The sequence below is a fragment of the Aquabacterium soli genome, from assembly GCF_003933735.1.
Taxonomy (GTDB): Bacteria; Pseudomonadota; Gammaproteobacteria; order Burkholderiales; family Burkholderiaceae_C; genus Aquabacterium; species Aquabacterium soli.
The window spans coordinates 1-24063 of the sequence record NZ_RSED01000024.1 but is presented as its reverse complement, the minus strand read 5'-3'; the positions used below and the strand labels follow the sequence as shown (position 1 = coordinate 24063).

Annotated in this window: 1 protein-coding gene; it reads left to right on the top strand. The window is 69.8% G+C overall.

What is annotated here, in order from left to right:
- Positions 1 to 363 precede the first annotated feature (363 nt).
- On the top strand, positions 364 to 24063 hold a 23700-nt coding region (locus EIP75_RS20960), incomplete at its 3' end, for a right-handed parallel beta-helix repeat-containing protein (protein WP_125245149.1).

Here is a 24063-nt window from a genome sequence, read left to right as displayed (position 1 = left end):
AAGGCCGCAGGGGTGGCTTGGCGGCGTGCGTCGCATGGCGGGCGGCAGCGGGTTTCGCAGGCTGTTCAGGCCCACAGGATAGACCACGGGGCCCGGGGTGCCTCCGCCGGCCCCGTTCTGGCGATCCAAGATGGCGACGCAAAGCGCCGCGGCGCAGGACACAACTGTCCGCAAGTCAATATGTTAGGGATGTCTTAAAACGTGTAAGCGGCATATGTTCACGAAAATCGCACTCCGTCCCTGTCCGCGCGGTCCTCCTGTCATGGGATCGCCGGCTGAACCTGCGCCGTGCCGCCCTTTGCCCAGAGGGCGGATGCTGGAACTTCAGGGCGGGGTGCTCACTGGAATCTTGGAAAGATCACCATGAGTCACCGTGGAAAATCAGGCCGCAAGCACACCAACCCCAAGGGCCCGCGCTCGGCATCCCCGGTCACTCAGAAAAAGGAAGGCCTGATCGGCAAGATCCTGGACCGGCTGCTCTCCGGTGACGAGGCCAGCGCGCCACCGCTGCGCAAGCGCCCGGTGGTCGAAAGCCTGGAGCCGCGGCTGCTGCTGTCGACCTCGCCGCTGCCCCAGCCCACCTTCAACGACACCCTGGGCTACGACGGTACCTTGAGCCTGGGCGCCATCAACGCCGTGCTCGAGGTGGTCGACACGGGCGCGCCCAACCTCACGCTGCGCCTGCGCGACGGCGGCAACATCCTGGGCCAGAAGACGCTGGACCACGACGTGCGGGTGGCGTTCACGGGCTCGGTGTTCAGCGACAAGCTCACGCTCAACCTCAATTACACGGATGCCGATGGCAACCCGGCGTTCTCGCCCTGGTCGATCAAGCTCGATTTCGATGGCGGCACCGACGTGCCCCTGCTGACCGACGACCAGCTGATCATCCAGTCGGGCGGCCCGCACACCTACCAGGCCGGCGGCCTGTTCGTCACCAGCACCGACGACATCCTGTTCGGTGGCGCCCTGCGCGCCACGGGCGACGTCGACCTCCAGTCGGCCGAGAAGATCGACCTGCAGGCCGGCAGCTCGCTGCAGGCGCGCGACATCCGCCTGGCGGCCGTGGTCAACACCACGGGCGGCCTGGCCGGCACCGACATCCAGGCCAATGCCGCGGCCACCGTCACCCTGCAGGGTGCCACGCTGGCGGGCCGCAACATCGGCATCGACGCCACCAACACGATCACGCTCAACAGCCAGGACGAAGAGTTCTTCAACGGCCAGGTCAAGCTGGGCGCGGTCGATGCCAACGCCACGGCCACGATCACCCTGGCGGGCGCGAACGTGATCACGGCCACCGGCACGCTGGCGCTGGACGCCAACAACACCGTCACCACCATCCTGGCCACGGCGCCGGACAACACGGCCAACGCCACCAACAAGGACGCCGCCGTGGCGGTGACCCACGTCAACAGCGCGGCCAGCGTGCGCGTGGGCGGGGCATCAAGCCTGAACGCCACCGGCGCCTTGACGGTGGCCTCCAACAGCACGGTCAACGCCCAGACCCACGCCGATGGCGGCGCGGGCGCGCAGGCCGGCTCGGCAGCGGGCGGCACCGTGGCCGTGGCCGTGATCGGTGGCGACACCAAGGCCGAGATCGCCGACACGGCCAGCCTCACCGGCGGCACCGTGACGGTGTCGGCCCAGAGCAGCCGCACCATCGACACCCAGGCCAAGTCCACCAAGGGCGGCGCCACCAGCGGCGGCGGCACGCCCACCACGGGCACGACCACGCTGCAGCAGCAGAACGCGCAGACCAGCGATGGCTCGATGACGCTGGCCGCCGCCGTGGCCGTGACCACCGTCACCGGCGACAGCATCGTGCAGGTGTCCACCAGCGGCGCCTTGAACTCGGGCGGCGCGCTGGCCCTCACCGCCACGTCCAACGTGTCGGGGCCCACGGGCGGCCTCACCACGGTGGCCAATGGCCAGAACACCACGGCCGGCGGCAACGGCATCGCCGCGGCGGTGGCCATCAACAACCTGAACGCGGCCAGCCAGGTGCTGCTCACCGGCGGCGGCTCGTTCTCGGCCACGGGCGGCGTGATCGGCCTGGCCACCTTCAACAGCGCGCTGTCGGGCGCGCAGGCCACCTCGGGCGCGGGCGCCAAGGGCGTGGGCGTGGCCGGGGCGCTGGCCATCAACGCCGGGGTCACCAAGGCCGAGGCGGTGCTGGGGGCCACGGCCACCATCACGCTGTCGGGCAACACCTCGCTGTCGCTCAAGAGCGCGCTGACCACGTCGGACACGGCCAAGGCGCAGGCCCTGGTCACGGCCGGCAACAACACCACGGGCGTGGGCGCTTCGGTGGCCATCAACGTGGTCGATGCGGTGTCGCGTGCGGTGCTGGACACGGGCTCGCGCCTGACGGGGGCGAACTCGGCCGTGGCGCTGGATGCGGTGTCCAACAACACGGTGGTCACCGACGTGGACGGCGGCGCGGCGGGCGGCACGGCCATCTCGCCGGCCGCGGCCGTCACGGTGGCCAACCTGGACACCCTGGCCGAGGTGCGCAACAGCGCGCAGGGCTTGAGCGTGCAGAGCCTGGCCCTGCACGCCGACCACACCGGCACGGCCACCACCACCGCCGACGGCGCCGCGCAGGGCGCGGACCTGGCGCTGGGCATGGGCCTGGCGTTCAGCTCGGTGGTCGACACCACCCATGCCTTGCTCGACCGCTCGGCCACCGTGGGCGGCGTGGTCAACGTCAAGGCCGACAGCAAGCAGTCGTCCAGCAGCGCGGCCAAGGCCAGCGCCAAGGGCGGCAAGCAGGACGACGGCAGCCAGGACGGTCAGGTCGACCAGCAGACCGGCGCCCAGCGTGGCGTGGGCAACACCACGGCCGCCGGCAGGGGCGGGCGCGGCAGCCAGGCGGCCGGCGCCACGCCGCAGGCCCAGACGGCCAGCACGAGCGGCTCGGCCAGCGGCTCCTCGTCGGTCAACGTGGCCGGCGCCGTCGCCGTCAACATCGGCCAGACGGATGCCAAGGCGTCCATCGGGGCCGGGCGCACTGTCACCGCCACAGGCGCGGCGGCGATCCAGTCCACCGCCGACACCGACGCCTCGGCCACCGCCGATGGCCTGGCCACCAGTCCGTCCAGCGGCACGGGCGTGGGCGCGGCTGTCGCCATCAACGTGGGCGATGTCAGCAACAGCGCGCTGATCGGCGGGGGGGCCAGCCTCACGGCGGCCGGCGTCACCCTGTCGGCCGACGGCCCCACGGCGGCGGCGCAGAGCGTGTTCGGCGCCACCACCACGGCCGGTGCCGGCGGTGGTGATGTCGGCGTGGCCGGCTCGGTCGCGATCAACGTAGGCAAGTCCCGCACGACGGCCCAGGTGGCGGCGGGCGCCACGGTGGCCAGCACCGGCGCCGGGGCGGTCACGGTCAAGGCCGGCAGCAACGTGCAGGACAAGGCCGAGGCCAAGCCCAAGAACGATGCGCAGGGCCAGAAGGTGGGCATTGGCGCGTCCGTGGCCATCAACGTGGCGGACGACATCACGCGGGCGGCGGTCGAGAGCACCGGTGCGGTCACCAGCGGCGGTGCCCTCAGCGTGAACGCGGCGGGCAAGAGCAGCGTGGTCACGACGGCCGAAGGCGGCGCCGCGGGCGGCGTGGCCATCGTGCCGGTGGCGGCCATCACCGTGGCCAACCTGGACACCGTCGCCGAGGTGCTGGGCACCGGTGCCTTCACCGGCCAGGGCGTGGTCACCATCGGCGCCACGCACGAGGGCACGGCGGCCACCACGGCCACCGGCAAGGCCACGGGCAACGACGCGGCCATTGGCGCCTCGGTGGCGGTCTCCACCGTCACCGACACCACGCGCGCCATGCTCGACCGCAACGCCAGCACCATCGGCGCGCTCAACGTGCTGGCGGCCAGCACACAGGCGTCCACCAGCACGGCCAAGGCCAGCACCAAGGGCGGCCAATCCGACAGCCAGGGCGGTGATCAACAAGGCGTGGACAACCAGAACGCCGGCCAGCGCAAGTCGGGCGACAGCGCGGCCACCAGCCGAGGCTCGCGTGACAGCACGGCCGCCGGCAGCACCCCCAAGGCCGCCACGGCCGACAAGGATGGGCAATCCTCCGGCTCCTCGTCGGTGAGCGTGGCCGGCGCGGTGGCGGTGGACATCGCCACCACCCGCACCCAGGCGCAGATCGGCAACGCCCTCACCGGCCGCACGGTCAGCGCTGGCGGCGCGGTCACTGTCAAGGCCACGGCCGACACCGACGCCTCGGCGGTGGCCGACGGCTCGGCCGTGATCGAGGGCAACGGCAATGGCAGCGGTGGCAGTGGGGCCGGCATCGGCGCGGCCGTGGCCATCGCGGTGGGCGACGTGGTCAAGCACGCGGTCATCGGCCAGGGCAGCAGCGTCACGGGGCAGGGCATCAGTGTGTCTGCCGAGCTGTCCACGGCCGGCGCGCAGGATGTGTTCAACGCCCAGGCCACGTCTGGCGCGGGCGGCGGCAGCGTGGGTGTGGCGGGCTCGCTGGCCATCACGGTCGGCGGCGTCGAAACGCTGGCCGAGATCGACACCGGTGCCAGCCTGACCCTGACCGGCGGCGGCGCGCTCAACCTCAAGGCCGCCAGCAACACCAGCGACAAGGCCGAGGCCAAGCCCAAGGGCAACGCCCAGGGCGAGAAGGTGGGCATCGGCGCGTCGGTGGCCATCGGCGTGGTCGACGACACCACGCACGCCTGGGTCGACAGCACGGCCACGGTGGCCAATGCCGGCTCGGCCAGCATCACGGCCGATTCCAAGAACACCACCGTCACCACGGCCGAAGGCGGCGCGGGTGGCGGCGTGGGCATCGTGCCCGTGGCCGCCGTGACGGTGGCCAACCTGGACACCATCGCCGAGGTGCTGGGCACCGGCAACTTCACCAGCACGGGCGCGGTGGCGATCAACGCCACCCACGCCGGCACGGCCACCACCACGGCCACCGGCAAGGCCACCGGCGACGACGCGGCCATCGGCGCCTCGGTGGCCGTGGGCATCGCCAACGACACCACCCAGGCCCGCCTGGACCGCAGCGCCACCGTGGGCAGCCTGGCCATCGCCGCGGCCAGCACCCAGGCCAGCAGCAGCACGGCCAAGGCCAGCACCACGGGCGGCAAGTCCGATTCGGCCAACAACCAGGATGGCGTCGACAAGCAGAACGCCGGCCAGCGGGCGCAGGGCGACAAGGTCGCCAGCGACCGCGGCAACCGCCAGAGTGGCGCGGCCGGTGCCACGCCCAAGGCGCAGACGGCCGACAAGAGCGGCAGCAACAGCAACTCGCCCTCGTCGGTCAGCGTGGCCGGTGCCGTGGCGGTCAACCTGGGCACCAGCAGCACCGAGGCCAGCATCGGCAACGCGCTCACCGGCCGCACGGTGGTGAGCACGGGCGCGGTCAGCGTCAAGGCCACGGCCGACACGGACGGCAGCGCGGTGGCCGACGGCACGGCCGTGGTCAACAGCCAGGGTGGCGGCAATGGCGGCAACAGCGGGGTCGGCGTGGGCGCGGCCGTGGCCATCAACGCGGTCGACGTGGTCAACACGGCCTTCGTGGGCAACAACAGCAGCGTCACCAGCAACGGCCTGACGGTGTCGGCCGATGGGCCGACGGCCGGCGCGCAGCACGTGTTCTCGGCCACGTCCACCTCGGGCGCGGGCGGTGGCAGCGTGGGCGTGGCCGGCTCGCTGGCCATCAACGTGGTCACCGTCGACACCCAGGCCCGCCTGGGCAGCGGCGCCACCATCGTGCAGACGGGCGGCGGCAGCGTCACCCTCAAGGCCGGCAGCAACAGCAGCGACACCGCCCAGGCCAAGCCGCAGGGCCTGGCGCAGGGCAGCAGCGTGGGCATCGGCGCCTCGGTGGCCATCAACGTGGTCGACGAAATCACCCGGGCCGCGGTCGAGAACACGGCCTCGGTCACGGGTGCCGGTGGCATCGCCATCACGGCCGATTCCAAGAATGCCATCGTCACCAAGGCCGATGGCGGCGCCGGCAGCCAGGGCGGCAACGACACCGACGTGAGCATCGTGCCGGTGGCGGCCGTCACCGTGGCCAACCTGGACACCATCGCCGAGGTGCTGGGCACCGGTGGCTTCAGCACCACGGGCGCGCTCAGCATCACGGCGACCCATGCCGGCACGGCCACCACCACGGCCACGGGCAAGTCCACAGGCAACGACGCGGCCATCGGCGCCTCCGTGGGCGTGGGCGTGGTCACCGACACCACCCGAGCACTGCTCGACCGCAGCACCACCGCGGGCGGCGCCATCGGCGTCAATGCCACCAGCCAGCAGGCCACCAACACCACGGCCAAGGCCAGTGTGAGCGGCGGCCAGAAGAAAAGCAGCAGCGGCAATGCCAATGGCGTCGACGACCAGAAGGACGGCCAGCGCAGCATCGGCGACAAGGTCGCCACCGAACGCGGCGCCCGCAGCAGCGGCAACGCGACCGACAACCCCAGCGCCGCCACCGCCAAGACCGACTCCGAAGGGTCGGGCGGCTCGGACACCGTGGCCGTGGCCGCTGCCGTGGTCGTCAACGTGGCCGACAGCAGCACGACGGCCGCCACCGGCGCGGGCCGCACGATCACCTCGGGTGGTGTGCTGAGCGTCAATGCCGTGGCCAACACCGATGCCTCGGCCGATGCCGACGGCGCGGCGGTGGGGGCCGGCTCGGCCGGCGTGGGCGTGGCGGTCGCCATCAACGTGGCGGACGTGACGCACAGCGCCACCATCGGCGCGTCCAACGTCATCCAGGCCCAAGGTCTGTCCGTCACGGCCACCACCGGCGGTGGCGAAGCCACGCCCGAGTTCGCCTTCGTGGCCAAGTCCAAGTCCGGCGCGGGGGCCGATGACGTCGGCGTGGCCGGCTCGCTGTCCATCAACCTGGTCGATGTCAACAGCACGGCTGCCGTGGCCGGCAGCGCCTCGGTGCAGCTGGGCGGCGGTGCGCTGACGGTGCGCGCCACCCAGAACACGCGGTCCACGGCCGAAGCGACGCCTGAAGGCACCGGCGCGGTCGCGGGCTCCGTGGGCGTGGGCGCTTCCGTGGCGCTCAACCGCGTGGACACGGTCACCCGTGCGGCGGTGGAGAACGGCGCCACCTTGAGCGGCACCGCCGGCGCAGTGACCGTCGAGGCGGCCGGTGCCCACAACGTGAAGACGCTGGCCAAGAACGGCGCAGGCGGTGGCGGCGGCGACGTGGGTGTCGGCGCGGCCGTGGCCTTGTCCCTGACAGATCACCAGAAGACCGCGCTGCTCGGCTCGGGCAGTGCACTCAGTGCCACCGGCAACGTGTCGGTGCACGCCGCACATGCATCTGCGGCCCAGAACGAGGCCGATTCCGAAGGCTCGGGCAGCTCGGTCGGCGTGGGCGCCAGCGTGGGCATCAACGTGCTCAAGGACACCGTTTCCGCCACCGCGGCGCGTTCGGTGACCACGGCCGGCAGCATCGCCGTGGCCAGCGAGGTCGTCGCCGGCAGCACCAATGTCATCAAGGCCAGTGCCCAGGGCAACAAGGGCAGTGGCCGCTCGGCCGATGACGAAGCCGACAACCAGGTCAACAACAACCCGAACAACGGCGGCGACAAGCAGCTGCCCAGCGCACAGTCCAACGTCGACAGCGCCAACAGCGACAGCAGCAGCGAATCCAGCAGCGAATCGGCCGATGTGGGCGTGGCCGCGGCCGTGGGCGTGACCAGCCACACGGTCAGCAACACGGCCAGCGTGGCCGGTACCGCGCAACTGAGTTCCACCGCGGCGGCGGCCAGCGTGACCGCCACGGCCGACGTGGACGCCAGCAACCTGCCGCAGGGCTCGGCGCTCGACGCGGACACCACCACCGCCATCGGCGCGGCCGTCGGTGTGACGGCGGCCGACGTGAGCAACCGCGCCACCGTGGCCGGCGGCGCCAGCGTCAGCGGCACCGATGTCACCGTCAGCGCGTCCACGCCTGCCGGCGGCAGCAGCGATTTCAAGACCTGGGCCCTGGCCGCCGGTGGCGGCGAGGACAACGGCCTGGCCGGCTCGGTGGCCATCAACCACATCAACTACCTGACGGAAGCCCAGGTGGCCGGCGGCGCCCAGCTCACGGCCAGCAACACGCTCAACGTCACGGCGACCAGCACCATCGGCATCCAGGCCGTGGCCGGTGGCGCGGGTGTTGGCGAGGATGTCGGCGTGGGTGTGGCGGTGGCGATCGGCATCGTCAACAACGACACCCTGGCCACGGTGGGCAATGGCGCCGAGCTGAACGCGCGCGGCGCCACGCAGGTCAAGGCCACCGCGGCCGTGAACCCGCTGGCCATCCCGCTGGGCGACATCCCCCTGCTGCCCGATTCGGTCAGCCTCACCTCGGTGGCGGCCGGTTTCGGTGCCAGCCAGGGCGATGCCGGCGTGGCCGGTTCACTGGTGGTCAACGTCTTCAACCTCGACACGCGGGCCACGCTGGGCGAGGACGTGCTGGTCAACCAGGATGTGGCCAGCCCGCTGGCGACGCAGCACGTCACCGTGCAGGCGACGGACACCACCAAGATCGTCTCGGTGGCCGGGGCCGCCGCGGGCGCCTTTGGCTCTTCGGGGGTGGCGGTGGCCGCGGGCGTGGACGTCGGCGTGCTCAACAAGAACACGCGTGCCACGGTGGGCCGCGGCAGCCAGATCGGCGCACGCGGCAACGTCAACGTGGGCGCGACCAGCGACGAGGACATCGTCTCGGTGGCCGCCTCGGCCGGGGCCAGCGGCAGCGCCGCCATCGGCGGCTCGGTGAGCGTCTACGTGGTGGACGCCGACACCCACGCCACGCTGCTCGACGGCACGGCCGGCGATGCCGGCGCGGCGGTGGTGGCCGAAGGCAACGTCGGCGTGATCGCCAACGGCAGCTTCACGCTCGACCAGGTGGCGGGCAACGTGGCCATCGGCAGCGATGCGGGCATCGGCCTGTCGAACACCACGCTGGTCCACAACGACGTGGTCGAGGCCCGCGTGGGCAGCTACACCGACGTGACCACGCGTGGGGGCACGGGCCTGTCCGTGCTGGCCACGTCCTCGGAAGACCTGGTGACGATCGCGGCCGGTGGCTCCGGCGGCGGCACGGCCGGCGTGGCGGGCTCAGCCGTCGTCAACATCCTCAACGAGACCACGCGTGCCACCGTGGGCGACGGGGCGGAGATCACCGCCCGCACCAACGTGGGCGGCGCGCCCACGCCCGACGTGCAGGTCAAGGCCAGCGACATCACCGACATCGTGGCCGTGGGCGGTTCGGTCTCGGTGGGCGGCACGGCCGGCGTCGGTGCCGGTGTCAGCGTTGGCAAGTTCAACAAGAACACCCAGGCCTCCATCGGCTCGGCCGTCACGGCCGATGTGCAGGGCGACATCGTCGTGGACGCCAGGACACTGGAGAACGTCACCTCCGTCGCTGCGGCTGGCGCCGGTGGCGGCACGGCGGGCGTGGCCGGTTCGGCCGGCGTGCTGGTGCTGGATGTGGTCACGCGCGCCTTCATCGGCGACGACCCGGACGTGGCCGGCGCCTCGCTGGGCGCGGGCGACGTGCACGCCCAGGGCAGCATCTCGATCGCGGCCGACGATTACCTGGACGAGACCAACGTGGCCGGCTCCATCGGCGTCGGCGGCACGGTGGGCATCGGCGCCGCCGTGGGCGTGCCGGTGGTCAACAAGCGCGTCGAGGCCTTCGTGGGCGCCGGGGCCAAGGTCACGGCCGACGGCCAGAGCGCGATCGACGTGGCGACGGGCAATTTCAGCGTCGGCTACGAGGCCGCGCCCGAAAAGCCCGCCAACGTGGACGTCAAGAACGGCAACCGCCCGACCAAGGACAGCGCCCGTTTCGGCCCCTCGCAGAAGGCTGGATTGCTCGATTCCGACCATGACGGCACGGACGACCGCGGCAACGATCCGCTGTTCTCCAGCGTGCGCGAAGCGGCCCTGGCCAAGCAGCAGGGTTTCCGCGGCCTGGCGATCAGCGCCACCAACCGCGACAGCGTGAAGAACATCGTGCTGTCCGGCGGCGGCGCCGGTGTGGCGGCGGTTTCTGTGGCCGCAGGCGTCAATGTGTTCAACACGACGGCCAGCGCCTACATCGGCCAGGGTGCCGATGTGAATGCCAGCACGGCCGGCGCGAACAGCGCCCAGTCGGTGCTGGTCGGCGCGGGCAACGACTTCTATCACCTGGAGGTGGCCGGCTCGGTGGCCGTGGCCGCCAGCGCGGGCATCGCGCCTGCCGTGGGCGTGAGCGTGATCGACCTGCGCACCAACGCCTACATCGCCGATGCCGCCAAGGTGAATGCGCGCAACGACATCGCCGTCGATGCCCATGCGGCCGAGAACATCCTGCTGGTCAGCGCCGGCATCGGTGGCGGGGTTGCCGGCGTGGGCGGTGCCATATCGGTGCCGGTGATCAACAACATCACGCAGGCCTACATCGGCCAGAACGCCCGCGTCAGCGCAGGCGGCGACGTGGCGGTGCTGGCGTCCGACGATACCAAGGTGTTCGTCCTGTCCGGCGCGGTGGGCGCCGGTGTGGCCGGCATTGGCGCCTCGGTCGGTGTGACGAGCCTGACCAAGGCCACGTCCGCCACCATCTGGGGTGGGGCGCACGTCGATGCGCTGGGGGCCAACACCGGCATCTCGGGCGTGCTCGACGGCACGGCCAATGGCACGAGCAGCTTCAACAGCGGCGTCGCACACGGCGTGATCGTGCAGGCCACCACCAACGAAGACGTCAAGCACATCGCGATCGCGGCGGGTGCCGGCGTGGTCGGCATCGCGGGCGGTGTGGCGATCACGCTGATCGACTCCGACACCACGGCCTCGATCGAGGCCAACGCGCAGATCAACCAGACCAATGGCAACGCGGGCGCCTCGCAGCAGCAGGGCGTCACGGTGCGTGCGGCCAACCGCGTGGAGACCTTCTCGTTCGCCGGCTCGCTGGCCGGTGGGCTGGTGGGCATCGCCGGTGCGGTGGACGTGGGCAGCGTCAAGAACGACACCCGCGCCGTGGTGCGCGGCGGCGCCGCCATCGCGGCACGCGGCAAGGTGGCCGTCGGTGCGCACCACCTGGACTACAACCGCGGCTTCACGCTGAGCGCGGGCGGCGGCTTCGTGGGCGTGGCCGCCTCCGTGTCCGTGTGGTCGCTGGGCACGCAGCTCAGTGGTGGCTACCAGAACAACAGCAACCAGAGCGACAACGCGCTGCGCGGCGGCGGTGGGCGTGCCGACCAGCAACTGTCCAGCCAGGCCGGCACGGAGAGCAACCGCGTGGGCGATCTGCTCGGCGGCTACAGCAGCGGCAACCAGGGTGATTCGCGCACCAATGCCAACGAGCGCATCGGCGTCATCAACCAGGGCGCCGGGTCGGCCGTCAAGTCCAAGGGCCCCAGCGCCTCCACCCTGCAGAAGCTCATCGACGGCACGGGCATCCCGCTGCCCCAGGGCACGCAGGCCATCGTCGAGGCCGGTGCCAGCATCACGTCCGGCGGCGACATCACCATCGATGCCACCGACCGCAGCGATGCCAAGTTCATCGTGGGCGCCGCGGGCGGGGGCTTCGTCGGCGTGGGGGCCGGTGTGGGCGTCCTGAACATCGCCAACAACGCCCGGGCCTCGTCCTCAGGCACGCTCAATGCCGGCGGCAACATCCGCATCAACAGCGTGCTGCAGGAAAAGGCCGATCAGTTCACGGCGGCCTTCGGCGGCGGCTTCGTCGGCCTGGGCGCCTCGGTGTCGGTGATGACCGTCACCAGCACCTCGCAGGCTTTCGTCGGCAACAACGGTATCGTCGGCTCGGCCAACAACCTCGACATCCTGGCCAGCGGCAACCAGCAGTTCTCGGCGATGACCATGGGCGGCACCGTTGGCGCGGTGGCCATCGGCGCTTCCTTCACCCGGATCAGCGTCGGCAACGGCTCGGCGGCCGACGTGCAGGCCAACATCGGTGCCAACGCCGAGATCGGCCAGAGTGGCTCGGTGGGCAATGTGCGCGTGCAGGCCTCGTCTGTCATCTCGACCACGCTGGAGACGAAAGCCCTGGCCGGCGGCATCGTCGCGGGCAGCTTCAACTTCGCCTTTGCCGACATCAAGCCGGACGTGCGGGCCTTCATCGGCGAGGGCGCCAAGGTCACGACCACCGGCAACATCGGGGTGTACGCGGGCACCGACCACTACGCCAAGACCGACGTGCTGAGCCTGACCATCGGCGGTGCGGCCGGCGGCCTCAGCCTGGCCTACTCGACCATCGATCCGGACCTCTATGCCACGGTGGCCGGCAGCATCCATGCCGGCGGCAGCCTGTCGGTGGTGGCAGGGCACAACGTGGACCCGCTCACGCTGCAGGCGATCCAGCACGGCGGCAGCTCGCCGGGCGCCTATTCCATGGCCGAAGCGCCCTCCGTCGCGGTGTTCTCCGCCAACGCCTCGCTGGCACGCTCGTATTCCACGGCCGATGTCAACGCCGGCATCGGCAGCGGCGCGGACATCAACGTCAATGGGGCTGTCACGCTGCGTGCGGACGGCGTCAACGTCGCCAAGGCCCGCGGCAAGGGCTTCAACATCTCACTCGCCGGCTTCAGCCTGCTCAATGCCGAGTCCAAGGCCTCGGGCTCGAACCAGGCCACCGTGGGCACCGACGCCACCATCGATGGCGGCAGCCTGCAGGTGGTGGCCAATGGCGTCGACCACGCGAAATCCGAAGACGATTCCACCAACCTGTCCGGCCTGGGCAGCATCGGCTATTCCCGGGCCACCGCCACCGTCGCGCCCACTGTCAAGGCGCAGATCGGCGAGGGCGTGGAGGTCACGACCACCGGCAACGTGGCCGTGCAGGCAGAGAGCATCACCGATGGCGATGCCATCGCCAACAGCGTCAGTGCCAGCCTGGGCGGTGCCTTCGGCATGGTCTCGGCCGAGAGCAACATCACGCCCACCGTGTCTGCCACCGTCGCCTCCTCGGCGGGCAACGCCACCCGCATCGCAGCGGGGGGCGCCGTCAGCGTGGAGGCCAAGCACGGCAGCCCGGTCTCGCTGTCCGACGGCACGCTCTCGGGCCTGAACACCGGCAACGACACCCTGAGCACCGCGCAGCCGCATGGCCTGTCCACCGGCGACCGCATCCAGTACCAGACCAACGGCAACGCGGCCGTCGGCGGCCTGGTGGCCGACCGGACCTATGGCGTCATCGTCATCGACGGCACCACCGTCAAGCTGGGCAATCCCTTCGTCTCGAAGGATGTCAGCGACGCCTACGACACCATCCGCTTCCTGGCCCCGCACAACCTGTCCACCGGTGATCGCCTGATCTACGGCTTCGGGCCTGATGGCACCGGCAGCACGCCCACCACCATCGGCGGGCTGGTCAATGGCACGGCCTACTACGTGCGCGTCATCGACTCGATGACCGTCAAGCTCGGTACTTCGCAGGCCCAGGTCACGCAGGCCAGCAAGAGCTTCCAGCCGGCAGACGTCAACCCCAACACCGAGGTCTTCACGCTCACCGGACACGGTTTTGCCGATGGTGCGGCCGTCACTTACCGGGGCCCGCGCACGGCGCGCTTCTTCGGCAGCGCGGTGGACGACACGAATGAGCAGCTCTTCATCGGGGCCGCGCCCAATGATTTCCAGACAGGTGATCGCATCACCTACAACGTCACCGGCGTGGACGGCAAGCCAGCCGTGGCCGTCGGGGGGCTCTCCAATGGCGCCTCCTACTATGTCTACCGCGTCAGTGCCGACACCATCAAGCTCTCGGTCGATCCGATCGAGAACGACGGCGAAGACGTCTTCATCAACCTCACCCGCAGCGAAGCGGCCGACATCAGCCAGCACAGCCTGGTGCGCTTCGGCGAAAAGGCCATCGGCAACCTGACCGATGGCAAGACCTACTACGTCAAGCGGCTCGATGCCAACACCTTCCAGCTGGCCGAAACCTCGGGCGGCCCAGCCATCAACGTGGCCACGGCCGGTGTGGCGGGCACGCAGTACATCGGCGTCGAGGGCATCGACCTCACCGCGCAGGGCGTGGCCGGCCAGCACTGGCTGGCGCGTGACCTCACTGGCGCCCTGGCCGGCACCCAGCGCCTGTCGGGCGCTGGCGGCATCGTCGGCGGCAGCGGGCCCTTCGGCATCGACGGCGTGTCCTATGCCAAGGGCATTGGTCCGTCCTTCGCGCTGCTGGTGGCCGGGGCCGGGGCCGATGCCACGGTCAACATGAAGCCGACGGTTTCCGCCACCATCGGCGCTGCGGCCACCGTGACGGCCGAAGGCCACATCACGGTGTCGACCGAGGTCTACGGCAACGCCGACACCGATGCGGGCGTGACCACCGGCGCCGTCGTCGGCACGCTGGGCAAGTCCGAGGTGCGTGTCAACTTCGTGCAGAACGCGCAGACCACGATCGGGGCGGGTGCAACGGTCCACGCCGGCGGCAACCTCTCCGTCACCACCGAGAACCGCCACGTCGCCACCGGCTCTGCCTATGCGGGCGGCGGCTCCGCCGGCGTCTCGCTGACAGGTGCCGACGCCATCGTCGATGCCCGACCGACCACGCTGACGACCATCGGTGACAACGCCAACCTGCATGCCGACGGCGACATCACCCTGAGCGCACGCCTGGGCGCCAAGGGCAAGATGGTGGCCGACTCGGTGGCCTATTCCGGCCTGGGATCCGGCGGCTCGACCTACTCCTTCTGGGCGCTGGGCAACGCGGCCGATGACTTCAATTCACCCACCTACGAGATCAAGGTGCTGGTGAACAACGGGGCCGTCGTGCGCGCCGAGCGCAAGCTGACCGTGCAGGCCCTGCTCGACGAGACCGACATCAAGGCCCGCGCGGAGGCGTCCGCCGCCTCGGCCTTCTACTCCGACCCGGACTCCAACGCCCGCGCCTTCGTCAAGACGCTGTCGCTCGTGGACGTGAAGGCCGGTGCCCGCCTGACAGGCGTCAACCGCCTGGACGTGCTCGTGAAGGCCGAAGGCGCGGCGATCGACGCCTATGCCTATTCAGATGGCGGCAGCCTGTTCGGCGGCCCCGATGCCAACGCCTATGCCTACCACCGCGCGGCCACCCGGGTGCTGGCCGAGGCCGGTGCCGTTTTCGCCTCGAAGGACCTGAACGTCGAGGCCATCGTTCAGAACGTGCCGCGCACGGCGCGCGGCGATGCGGTCGGCTTCACGCTCAACCCCTTCGACCAGCCCTCGTTCGACGCCTACCGCGACCAGGACTGGAGCCGCCACATCACCTTCAACGCAGACGTCGTCTTGATGGCCGCGCCGACGCCGCGCCTGGTGGTCGACGCCAACGGCAACATCGTCGAAGCGGTGGGCGTGACGGCCAGCGTCGATGCCACGCGCATCGTGGTGGACAACATCGACAACAACGGCAAGGTCGGCAAGGCGCGCTTCGCCGCCAACGCCATCACCGTCGGCAACCTGCCCATCCTGGGGGTGATCGACGGCGACCAGGGCACGCTGACGGTCGAGCACAGCTTCGAGACGGTCGAGATCCTCAACTACTCGGCCAAGGACCTGTGGGTGCAGGGCATCAACCCGATCGACCGCACCGGCCGCGCCAAGGTGGACGTCGAGGTCGACCTGCGCAGCTACTTCTTCGACATCGTCCACAGCTACACGCCCACGCGCATCGACATCCTGAACCTCGGCACCACGGGCGCGGCCGATGTCTACCTGCATGGCCTGATCGACAACCCGATCGGCACGACCAATGTCACCGCCAGCCGCGGCGATGTCTGGGGTACCAGCCTCGGCACCACCCGCAGCAACATCGTGAACATCGTGGCGGCGACCAACGTCGGCCTGGTGCCGCCCATCAACTTCGGCCAGTTCTCCATCGGCCGTGTCGAGATCGAACTGGTGCAGAGCCAGGGCCGGCCCACCGACCTGACCCTGACGGCCGGCGGCAATGCCTACGTCGGCCTGCGCCTGCTGCAGCGCGACAACTCCGGTGTGGCGCCGGTGCTCAAGGTCGGCACCTTCCAGACCGGCGGCGACAGCGACATCATCGTGCGCGAAGCCCGCCGGCAGACCACGCTGACCAACACCCCCTCCGGCTACCTGGTGGACGTGACCGAGACCAACCCCTGGGCCGGCGGCAGCACCACGGCGGCTTATGCCAACCACTTCAAGCCCGATGGCGGTGGACCGGTCTTCGCGCCGCCCCTGGGCATCTTCGGCAGCGGCAGCACGCTGATCAACCACCTGGCCAGGTTCGATCTGATCAAGGCCGGCGGCAACATCAAGGTCGTCGGTGCCTACACGACGACGCGCATCGACATCCTGGCCAACACCGACATCACCGGTGCCGGCCACATCGACGTCGACACCAACGGCGATGTCACCCTGGTCGAAATCGTGGGCGATCTGCGCGCCGGCCGCATCACCTCCGATGCGAACGACGTGACGCTGACCGCGGCCGCCGGCATCAAGGATGCGTTGGCCGACGCCGAGCCCGATGTCGAAGGCAACACGCTGACGCTGACGGCGCTGGCCGGCTCCATCGGCACCTACCTCAACGACCTCGAGGTCGACAGCCAGAACTCGGTCGCAGGCGGCACGCTCATCGCCAACGCCACCAGCGACGTCTACGTCTGGGAGACGCGCGGCAGCCTGCTGGTCGAGCAGGTCGCCTCCAGCACAGGCGATGTGCGCCTGACCACCACCGATGCCCGCAGCACCGGCGACGACATCCAGGTCGGCCAGGGCCACAGCATCCTGGCCTTCCTGGGCGCCATCACCTTGCAGGCCGGGGACAACATCAACGTCAACGGCGAGGTCCGCACCAGCGGCCGGCGCCTGACTTTCCGCGTCGATTACCGCAACAACGACGAGCAGGGCGGCTTCCTGAGCACCCGCGGCGTGCTGCAGGGCGGCGGCATCCTGATGGAGGGTGACGAGGATGACGACACCCTCGACGTCACCGGGCACAGCATCGTCACCCGTGGTTACGGCCACGGCGGCAACGACAACCTGGTGGGCGGCACGCAGGGCGACGAACTCTACGGTGGCGAGGGCACCGACCGCATCGACGGACGAGAAGGCGATGACCTGATCGTGGCCGGCAACGGCGTGGGCGACATCCTGTTCGGCGGCAGCGGCAACGACACGGTCTACGGGTCACCCGAAGGCAGCAATGCCGACCCTGACTTCACCGACACCACGCGCTTCGGCGACGTGATCGACGGCGGTGAAGGCGACGACCTCATCCATGGCCAAGGCGGTGCGGACGACATCCGCGGCGGCGCGGGCCAGGATTGGATCGACGGCGGATCGGGCAACGACCTGATCCGTGGCGGTGCAGGGGCCGACACCATCTACGGCCACCTCGGCAACGACGTGATCTACGGCTTCGACGACCCAGCCAACTCCAGCACCGACGACGCGGCGCTGGACAACCTGTACGGTGAGTGGGGCGACGACATCATCCACGGCGGTGCGGGCAGCGACGCCATCGACGGCGGCTTCGGCAACGACGTCATCTTCGGCCGCGCCGGCAACGACATCATCCGCACGGGCTTTGGCGCCAACACGGTGGATGGCGGCGATGGCGATGACGCCATCTACGGCTCCGACGACGGCAGCGACGTCATCGACGGTGGTGGCGGCGACGACCGCATCTGGGGCTACGCCGGCAACGACGTGATCGATGGCAACCGGGGCAAGGACATCATCGATGCCGGCGCGGGCGACGACCTCGTGTCCGGCGGTGCAGGCGCTGACGTCATCGTCGGCGGTGCTGGTCACGACACCCTGTACGGCCACAGTGCCAACGGTTCGGGCGATGACAACGCGGTGGACCACCTCTACGGCGATTTCGGCACCGGCAAGGACGAAGCCGGCTCCGGCAACGACCGCCTCTACGGCCAGGGCGGCAACGACCTGCTGTTCGGCGAGGGCGGCGACGACTACATCGCGGGCACCTCGGGCTTCAACCAGACGGAAGGCAGCGGCGGCACGAGCAACGTCATCGACTTCGGCGATTCCTCCGACACCGTGAGCTTCGTGGCCGGTGTGCCCACCGCGGCGCCTGCCTTGAAGGCCATCGACTACACACTGAGCCGCGCGGCGCTGCAGTTGCCCGACGGCATGGTGCAGCGTGGCCGCTGGGCCGATCTGGGCGGCACGGCCGACGGCGATGGCCTGTCGGGCACGGGCGGCTTCTCGTCCGACCCGGTCGTGGCCGTCAGCGGCACGGCGCAGTACGTGGCCTGGACGGACACGCGTACCGGCACACCGCAGATCATCGTGGCCAAGCTGCAGAACGGTGTGTGGACGCGCCTGGGCGGCGTGGCGTCGGGCAGCGTGCTGGGGGCAGGGGCCTCCGGCAACCTGGCCGCCTCGTTTGATCCGAGCATCGTGATCGATGGCACCGGTGCGCCCATCGTCGTCTGGACGGCCGAGCACAACGGCCTGCGCGACATCCGCGCGGCGCGCTTCGATGCGGCCACGCAGACCTGGGTGGCGCTCGGCGGCTCGCTCACGACGGGCGGCCTGAGCAACACCGGCATCGCCGAATCGGCCCGCGTGGTGATGACGGCCAACGGCCCCGTGGTGGTGTGGCTCAATGGCGCCGCGGATGCCAAGAGCATCCATGCCCGCATCTTCACGGGCGGCAGCTGGACCGAGATCGGTGCGGGCAGCGCCACGGGCACCGGCCTGGGCGGCGGCCTGCCGGCCTTCGATGTCGAAGACCTGGCGGTGGCCAGCGACGGCAACCGCGTGGCCGTGGCCTGGAGCCAGGATTTCGGCGATGTGCGCCAGATCTACCTGAAGGAGTACACGGGCGGCACGGCGGGCAGCTGGGCTGCGGTGGCCGGTTCGGCCAGTGGCAGCGGCGTCAGCGGCGTGCTGGGCAGCAGCCTGGAAGGCGTCATCACGCACAACGCCACCCCCAGCGTCACCTACTTCCAGGGCCGTCTCTTCGTGGCCTGGCAGACCTTTGCCGACCAGGGCACGGCCCTGGCCGTGGCCAGCTACTCGAACACGGCGGTGCGCACGCTCACCGTGCACGACACCTTCGGCCTGGCCTATGGGCATGATGTGCCGGCCCAGCCACAGCTCACTGCAGGCGGCAACGCGCTGCGCCTGGTGTGGCTGCGCGAGCCGGACAACGGCATCACGTCCGATCTGTACGTGCGCCTGTGGAACGGCAGCCACTTCGTCGAGGAAGTGCCCACCGAGGCGTCCGGCGCCGGCGCCAGCATCACCGGCCGCAACGCCAGCGACCTGGCCGTGGCCACCGATGCATCCGGCCGCACCATCGTGGTCTGGCAGGACAACCAGAACGGCGAGCCCGAGGTCTATGCCCGCGGCATGACGGCCACCATCGGCCGCACCTTCGTGGCCGACGCCTCGCAGGGCACCACGGTGCAGTCCATCCTGGATGGCAATGACCTGGGCGCGGGCGACGCCATCATCGTCATCGGCCAGCACGGCAACGTGTCGATCGCGGCCAACGACGCCGGCGTGGCGATCTACGGCAGCCCGGGCAGCTCGCTGGGCACCGTCAGCGTGGCGGCGGGCGCGGACAACGTGCTGCTCTCACGCGTGACCGTGGATGGGGTGATCACCGTCAACGGCGCGAACAACTTCACCGTCACCGAGTCAGAGCTCAGCGGCGTGGTGCTCAACGGCGGCAGCGGTGCGCAGATCCTGTACAGCCAGATCCTGGACCGCACGCGTGGCAGCGCCGTCGTCGTCAACGGCGCGGTCACGAACGCGCTGATCGACCACAGCCAGCTCAGCGGCCTGCGCATCCTGCCCTTGAACGGGCAGGGCGCCGTCAACCTGACGGTCTCCAACAACCGCATCACCACCGACGGCACGGCCCTGTCCGTGGGCGTGGCGGCCAGCGGACGCATCCGCGACAACGTCCTCAGCGGCCAGCAGATCGGCCTGGACCTGGCCAACGTCTTCACGGGCCTGATCGACGGCAACACCATCACCGGTGCGGCCATCGGTGTGCGCCACGACACCGTGGCCACGCTGGCCGGCAACACGATCACGGGCAACACGGTGGGTATCCGCACCACCGTGGGCGGCACGACCCAGGGCCTGGGCTTCACCACCGGCTCGCAGGCCAACGTCATCGAGAACAACGACACCGGCATCGTCGCGGTGAACGCGCAGTTCCAGCTGCAGACCCTGCGCAACAACACCATCGGTGTCAGCGGTAGCGGCATCATCGGTGGCGGCTCGCTGGAGCTGGCCAACGTCTTCGAGGGCAACCAGCGTGGCGTGACGGCCTTCACCGGCCTCGTCCAGTACAGCCGCTTCACCGCCAACGACATTGCCGTCGATGTCACGGCCGCGATGAAGGGCCTGAAGATCTGGCACAACATCTTCGACAGCAACACCCGCTACGGCGTGCTGCTGTCGGGCACCTCCGACATCCGCATTTACCAGAACACCTTCTACGCCAGGACCGGCGACAACATCCACCTCGAGAAGGTGTCCTCCAACATCGAGATCCAGGGCAACATCCTCTGGGCCGAGGGCGGCTACGACATCTACGTGGCCAACGACTCGCAGGCGGGCTTCTACAGCGACTACAACAACCTCTACAAGACCGGCCACGGCAGGCTGGTCTACTGGACGAAGGACTTCCTGGACGTGCTCGACTGGCAGGCCGACGTGGCCCGCTACGACCTGCACTCCATCGGCGCCACCGTCGTCAACCCCGACTGGGCCAAGCCGGCCTTCGTGGACCTGGCGCGCGGCGATCTGCGCCTGTTCGACACCACGGCCGGCCTGCGCTTCACGAGCTCGAGCATCGAGGCCTCCAACGCGGCACTCGACCAGAGCGTGCCGCCGCACTACGGCCCGAACCTGCTGGCCAACGGCAGTTTCGAGAACGGCACCACCGGCTGGTCGGTGAACGCTGGCGGCGGTGTCAAGGGCAGCAGCCCCGGCGCGTACGACGGCGCGCAGTTCTACGCCCCTGGCAGCATCGAGCAGGGCTTCGCCACGCAGACCATCAACCTGCTCAACGCGGGCTTCTCGGCCGCACTGCTCGATTCGGGCCTGCAGGACATCAGCTTCGGCGGCCGCCTGCGCACGGGTGCCACCGATCCACGCGATGCAGGCAGCATCACCGTCAAGTTCCTCGATGCCGGCGGCAACCTGATCCGCCAGCAGGTGCTGAACGCGCTGAACACGGCCGACCGCTGGGAGCTGGTCAGCGGCCGCGTCGCCATCCCCACGGGCGCGCGCTTTGCCGAGTTCCGCTTCGACGCCGACCGCAACGCCGGCAGCGAGAACACCGTGGTGCTCGACTCAGCCTTTGTCTATGCCGTGGCCGATGCCTACGCGCCCAACCTGGGCGCCTGGGGCGCCGGCAACCACGAGCCGGGCGACCCGACCGCGCGCAAGATCATGCTGCGCTTCCCGGATCTCTACACCGATTGGGAAAAGAACGAACCCCTGGCGATCCGCTGGGAGACCGTCAACAACACCAGCAACTCGCCGGTGCGCATCGACCTCATCCAGGACACGCCGGACGGGCCGAAGTTCGTCACCAACATCGTGGCCTCGACCATCGACGACGGCGAGTTCGTCTGGATCCCGGGCAACCACGGCATCGACTTCGGCACCAAGGGGCTGCGCATCCAGGTTTCGCTGGTGCAGGCGCCCGAGGTCATCGACCGCAGCCAGGAGAACTTCAGCGTGCCCGAGGACGGCACGAACTACTACGTCGACGACCAGAGCAACACGGGCGATGCCTACACGCCGAACGGCTGGGGCGACAACCGCCACACCGGCAAGACACCGGATGCGCCCAAGCCCAACCCGGTCAACGTGTTCCGCGCCTACGACCTGAAGGCAGGCGACACGCTTTACATCGACACCGGCAACTACCCAATGATCGACCCGATCGCGGTGTCCGGCAGCCAGGACGTCAGCCTGATGGCCGGCCCGGGCATGGGCCGCGACGAAGGCTTCACGATCACCGGCCCGGTGGATGTCTCGCAGATCGCCAGGCTGTTCCCGGCAATCCCGGGCGACAAGACGCGCCCGCTGATCTACCTCAACGACGCCGACTTTGTCAGCATCAACCACCTGACGCTGGAGAACGCCCACCGCGGCATCTACGCGACCAACAACTCCGACAGCTTCAGCGCCTCCTACATCACGGCCTCCGGCCACACGCAGGACGGCATCTGGGTGCAGGGTGCCTCGCCCTTCGGTGATTTCGACCACCTGGCCAGCTTCAACAACGGCGGCCATGGCGTCTACATCGAGGGCGCCATCGACACCCTGACCCGATCCACGGCCTACGGCAACGCCAAGACCGGCTTCACGGTGACCGGCCGTGTCAACGCGGCGGTCGAGAACATCGCCCACACCAATAACGACTGGGGCTTCGCCTTCACAGGCTCCGGCGCGGCCCTGATCCAGCGCAACACGGCCTATGGCAACCGCGCCGGCCTGTACGTCTACAACAACGTCAGTGGCACGGTGACGACCATCGGCGGCGCCGACCTGGCGCTGGGCAACGGCAACCTCGTGTTCAACAACCGCGACGTGGGCATCCAGGCCGAGCAGGGCGTGCTGGTGGCCGGCAACACGGTCTACGGCCACAAGGCCACCAATGCCTGGGGCATCTCCGCCCGCTATGGCGCCACCGTGCAGTCGAACGTGGTGTTCAACAACACCCAGGGTGTCTACGTGCACGACGGCGCCGTGCTGATGAACCGCGTGTACGCCAACACCGGCACCGGCATCGAATCGAGCATCTCCGACACGATCGGCAACACCGTCTACTCCAACGCCATCGGGCTGCGCCTGACGGACACGAACTGGGCGCGCGAGAACACCGCGCGCAACAACATCGTCTACGCCAACACCGAGCACGCGGTGCTGATCAGCGGCGACAAGCTCACCTTCATCAACAACACCGTCTACCAGGCGGTGGGCGACGCGGTGCGCCTGGACAACGCGGCCAATGTCCGCCTGTACAACAACGTGCTGGGCGCCGTGACGGGCTCGGCCATCGTCGTCAACGCCAACAGCCAGATCGGCTTCGCGTCCGACTACAACCTGTTCATCCCCTCGGCGGCCGGCTCGGTCGGCGTCTGGCAGGGCACGGCCCGCGGCACGCTGGCCGCCTGGCGCGCCGCGGCCTTCACCGACGCCAACAGCCTGACGGGCAACCCCCACTTCGCCGACATCGACGGTGCCGACAACGTGCTGGGCTATGTCAACGCGGCCAATGACGGGCGCGACGACGACTTCCATGAAGCCAGCCTGTACGGCGGCTTCCGCAGCGGCAGCGGCCTGGCGCCGGTGGTGGGCCCCAACGGGCTGCCGGTGGTCGTGGCGCCGACGGCGGTGGTCAACATCGCGGTGCAGTCGCCGCTCATCGACCGCGGCCGCGCCGTGGACGACTACAGCAACGAGCCCGCCCCCAACGGCGGCTACATCAACATCGGTGCCTACGGCAACACGGCGCAGGCCGGCCGCAGCCCGGGCCAGTACATCACCGTGCTGTCGCCCAACGGCGGCGAGCGCATCGGCCAGAACAGCACGGCCGAGATCCGCTGGCGCTCCTTCGGCTTCACGGGCAACGTCAACATCGAGTACCGCGGGGCCGGCCAGGCCAGCTTCGTCACGCTGGCGGCCAACGAGGCCAACGACGGCAGTTGGAACTGGCTGGTCGACGGCGGTGTCTTCGCGCCGGCCGCGAACTACGAGATCCGCATCACCTCGGTCAGCACGCCCGCGATCGTCGACACCTCGGACGCGCAGTTCGAGGTGCTCTCGCCCATCCACTACTACTACGTCAACGATGGGGCGCTCACCGGCGACGAGTACACGACGGCGGTGGGCAACGACGCCAACGACGGCCTCACGCCCGACAAGCCCAAGGCCTCGATCCGCTCGGTGCTCGACACCTACGACCTGAACCCGGGCGACATCATCCTGGTGGACACGGGCAACTACCTGCTGGGCACCAACATCTTCATCGTCACGCAGGACAGCGGTGTCGTCATCCGCGGTGCGGTGAACGGCCTGACGACGCTCGACCGTGGCAACACGAACGCG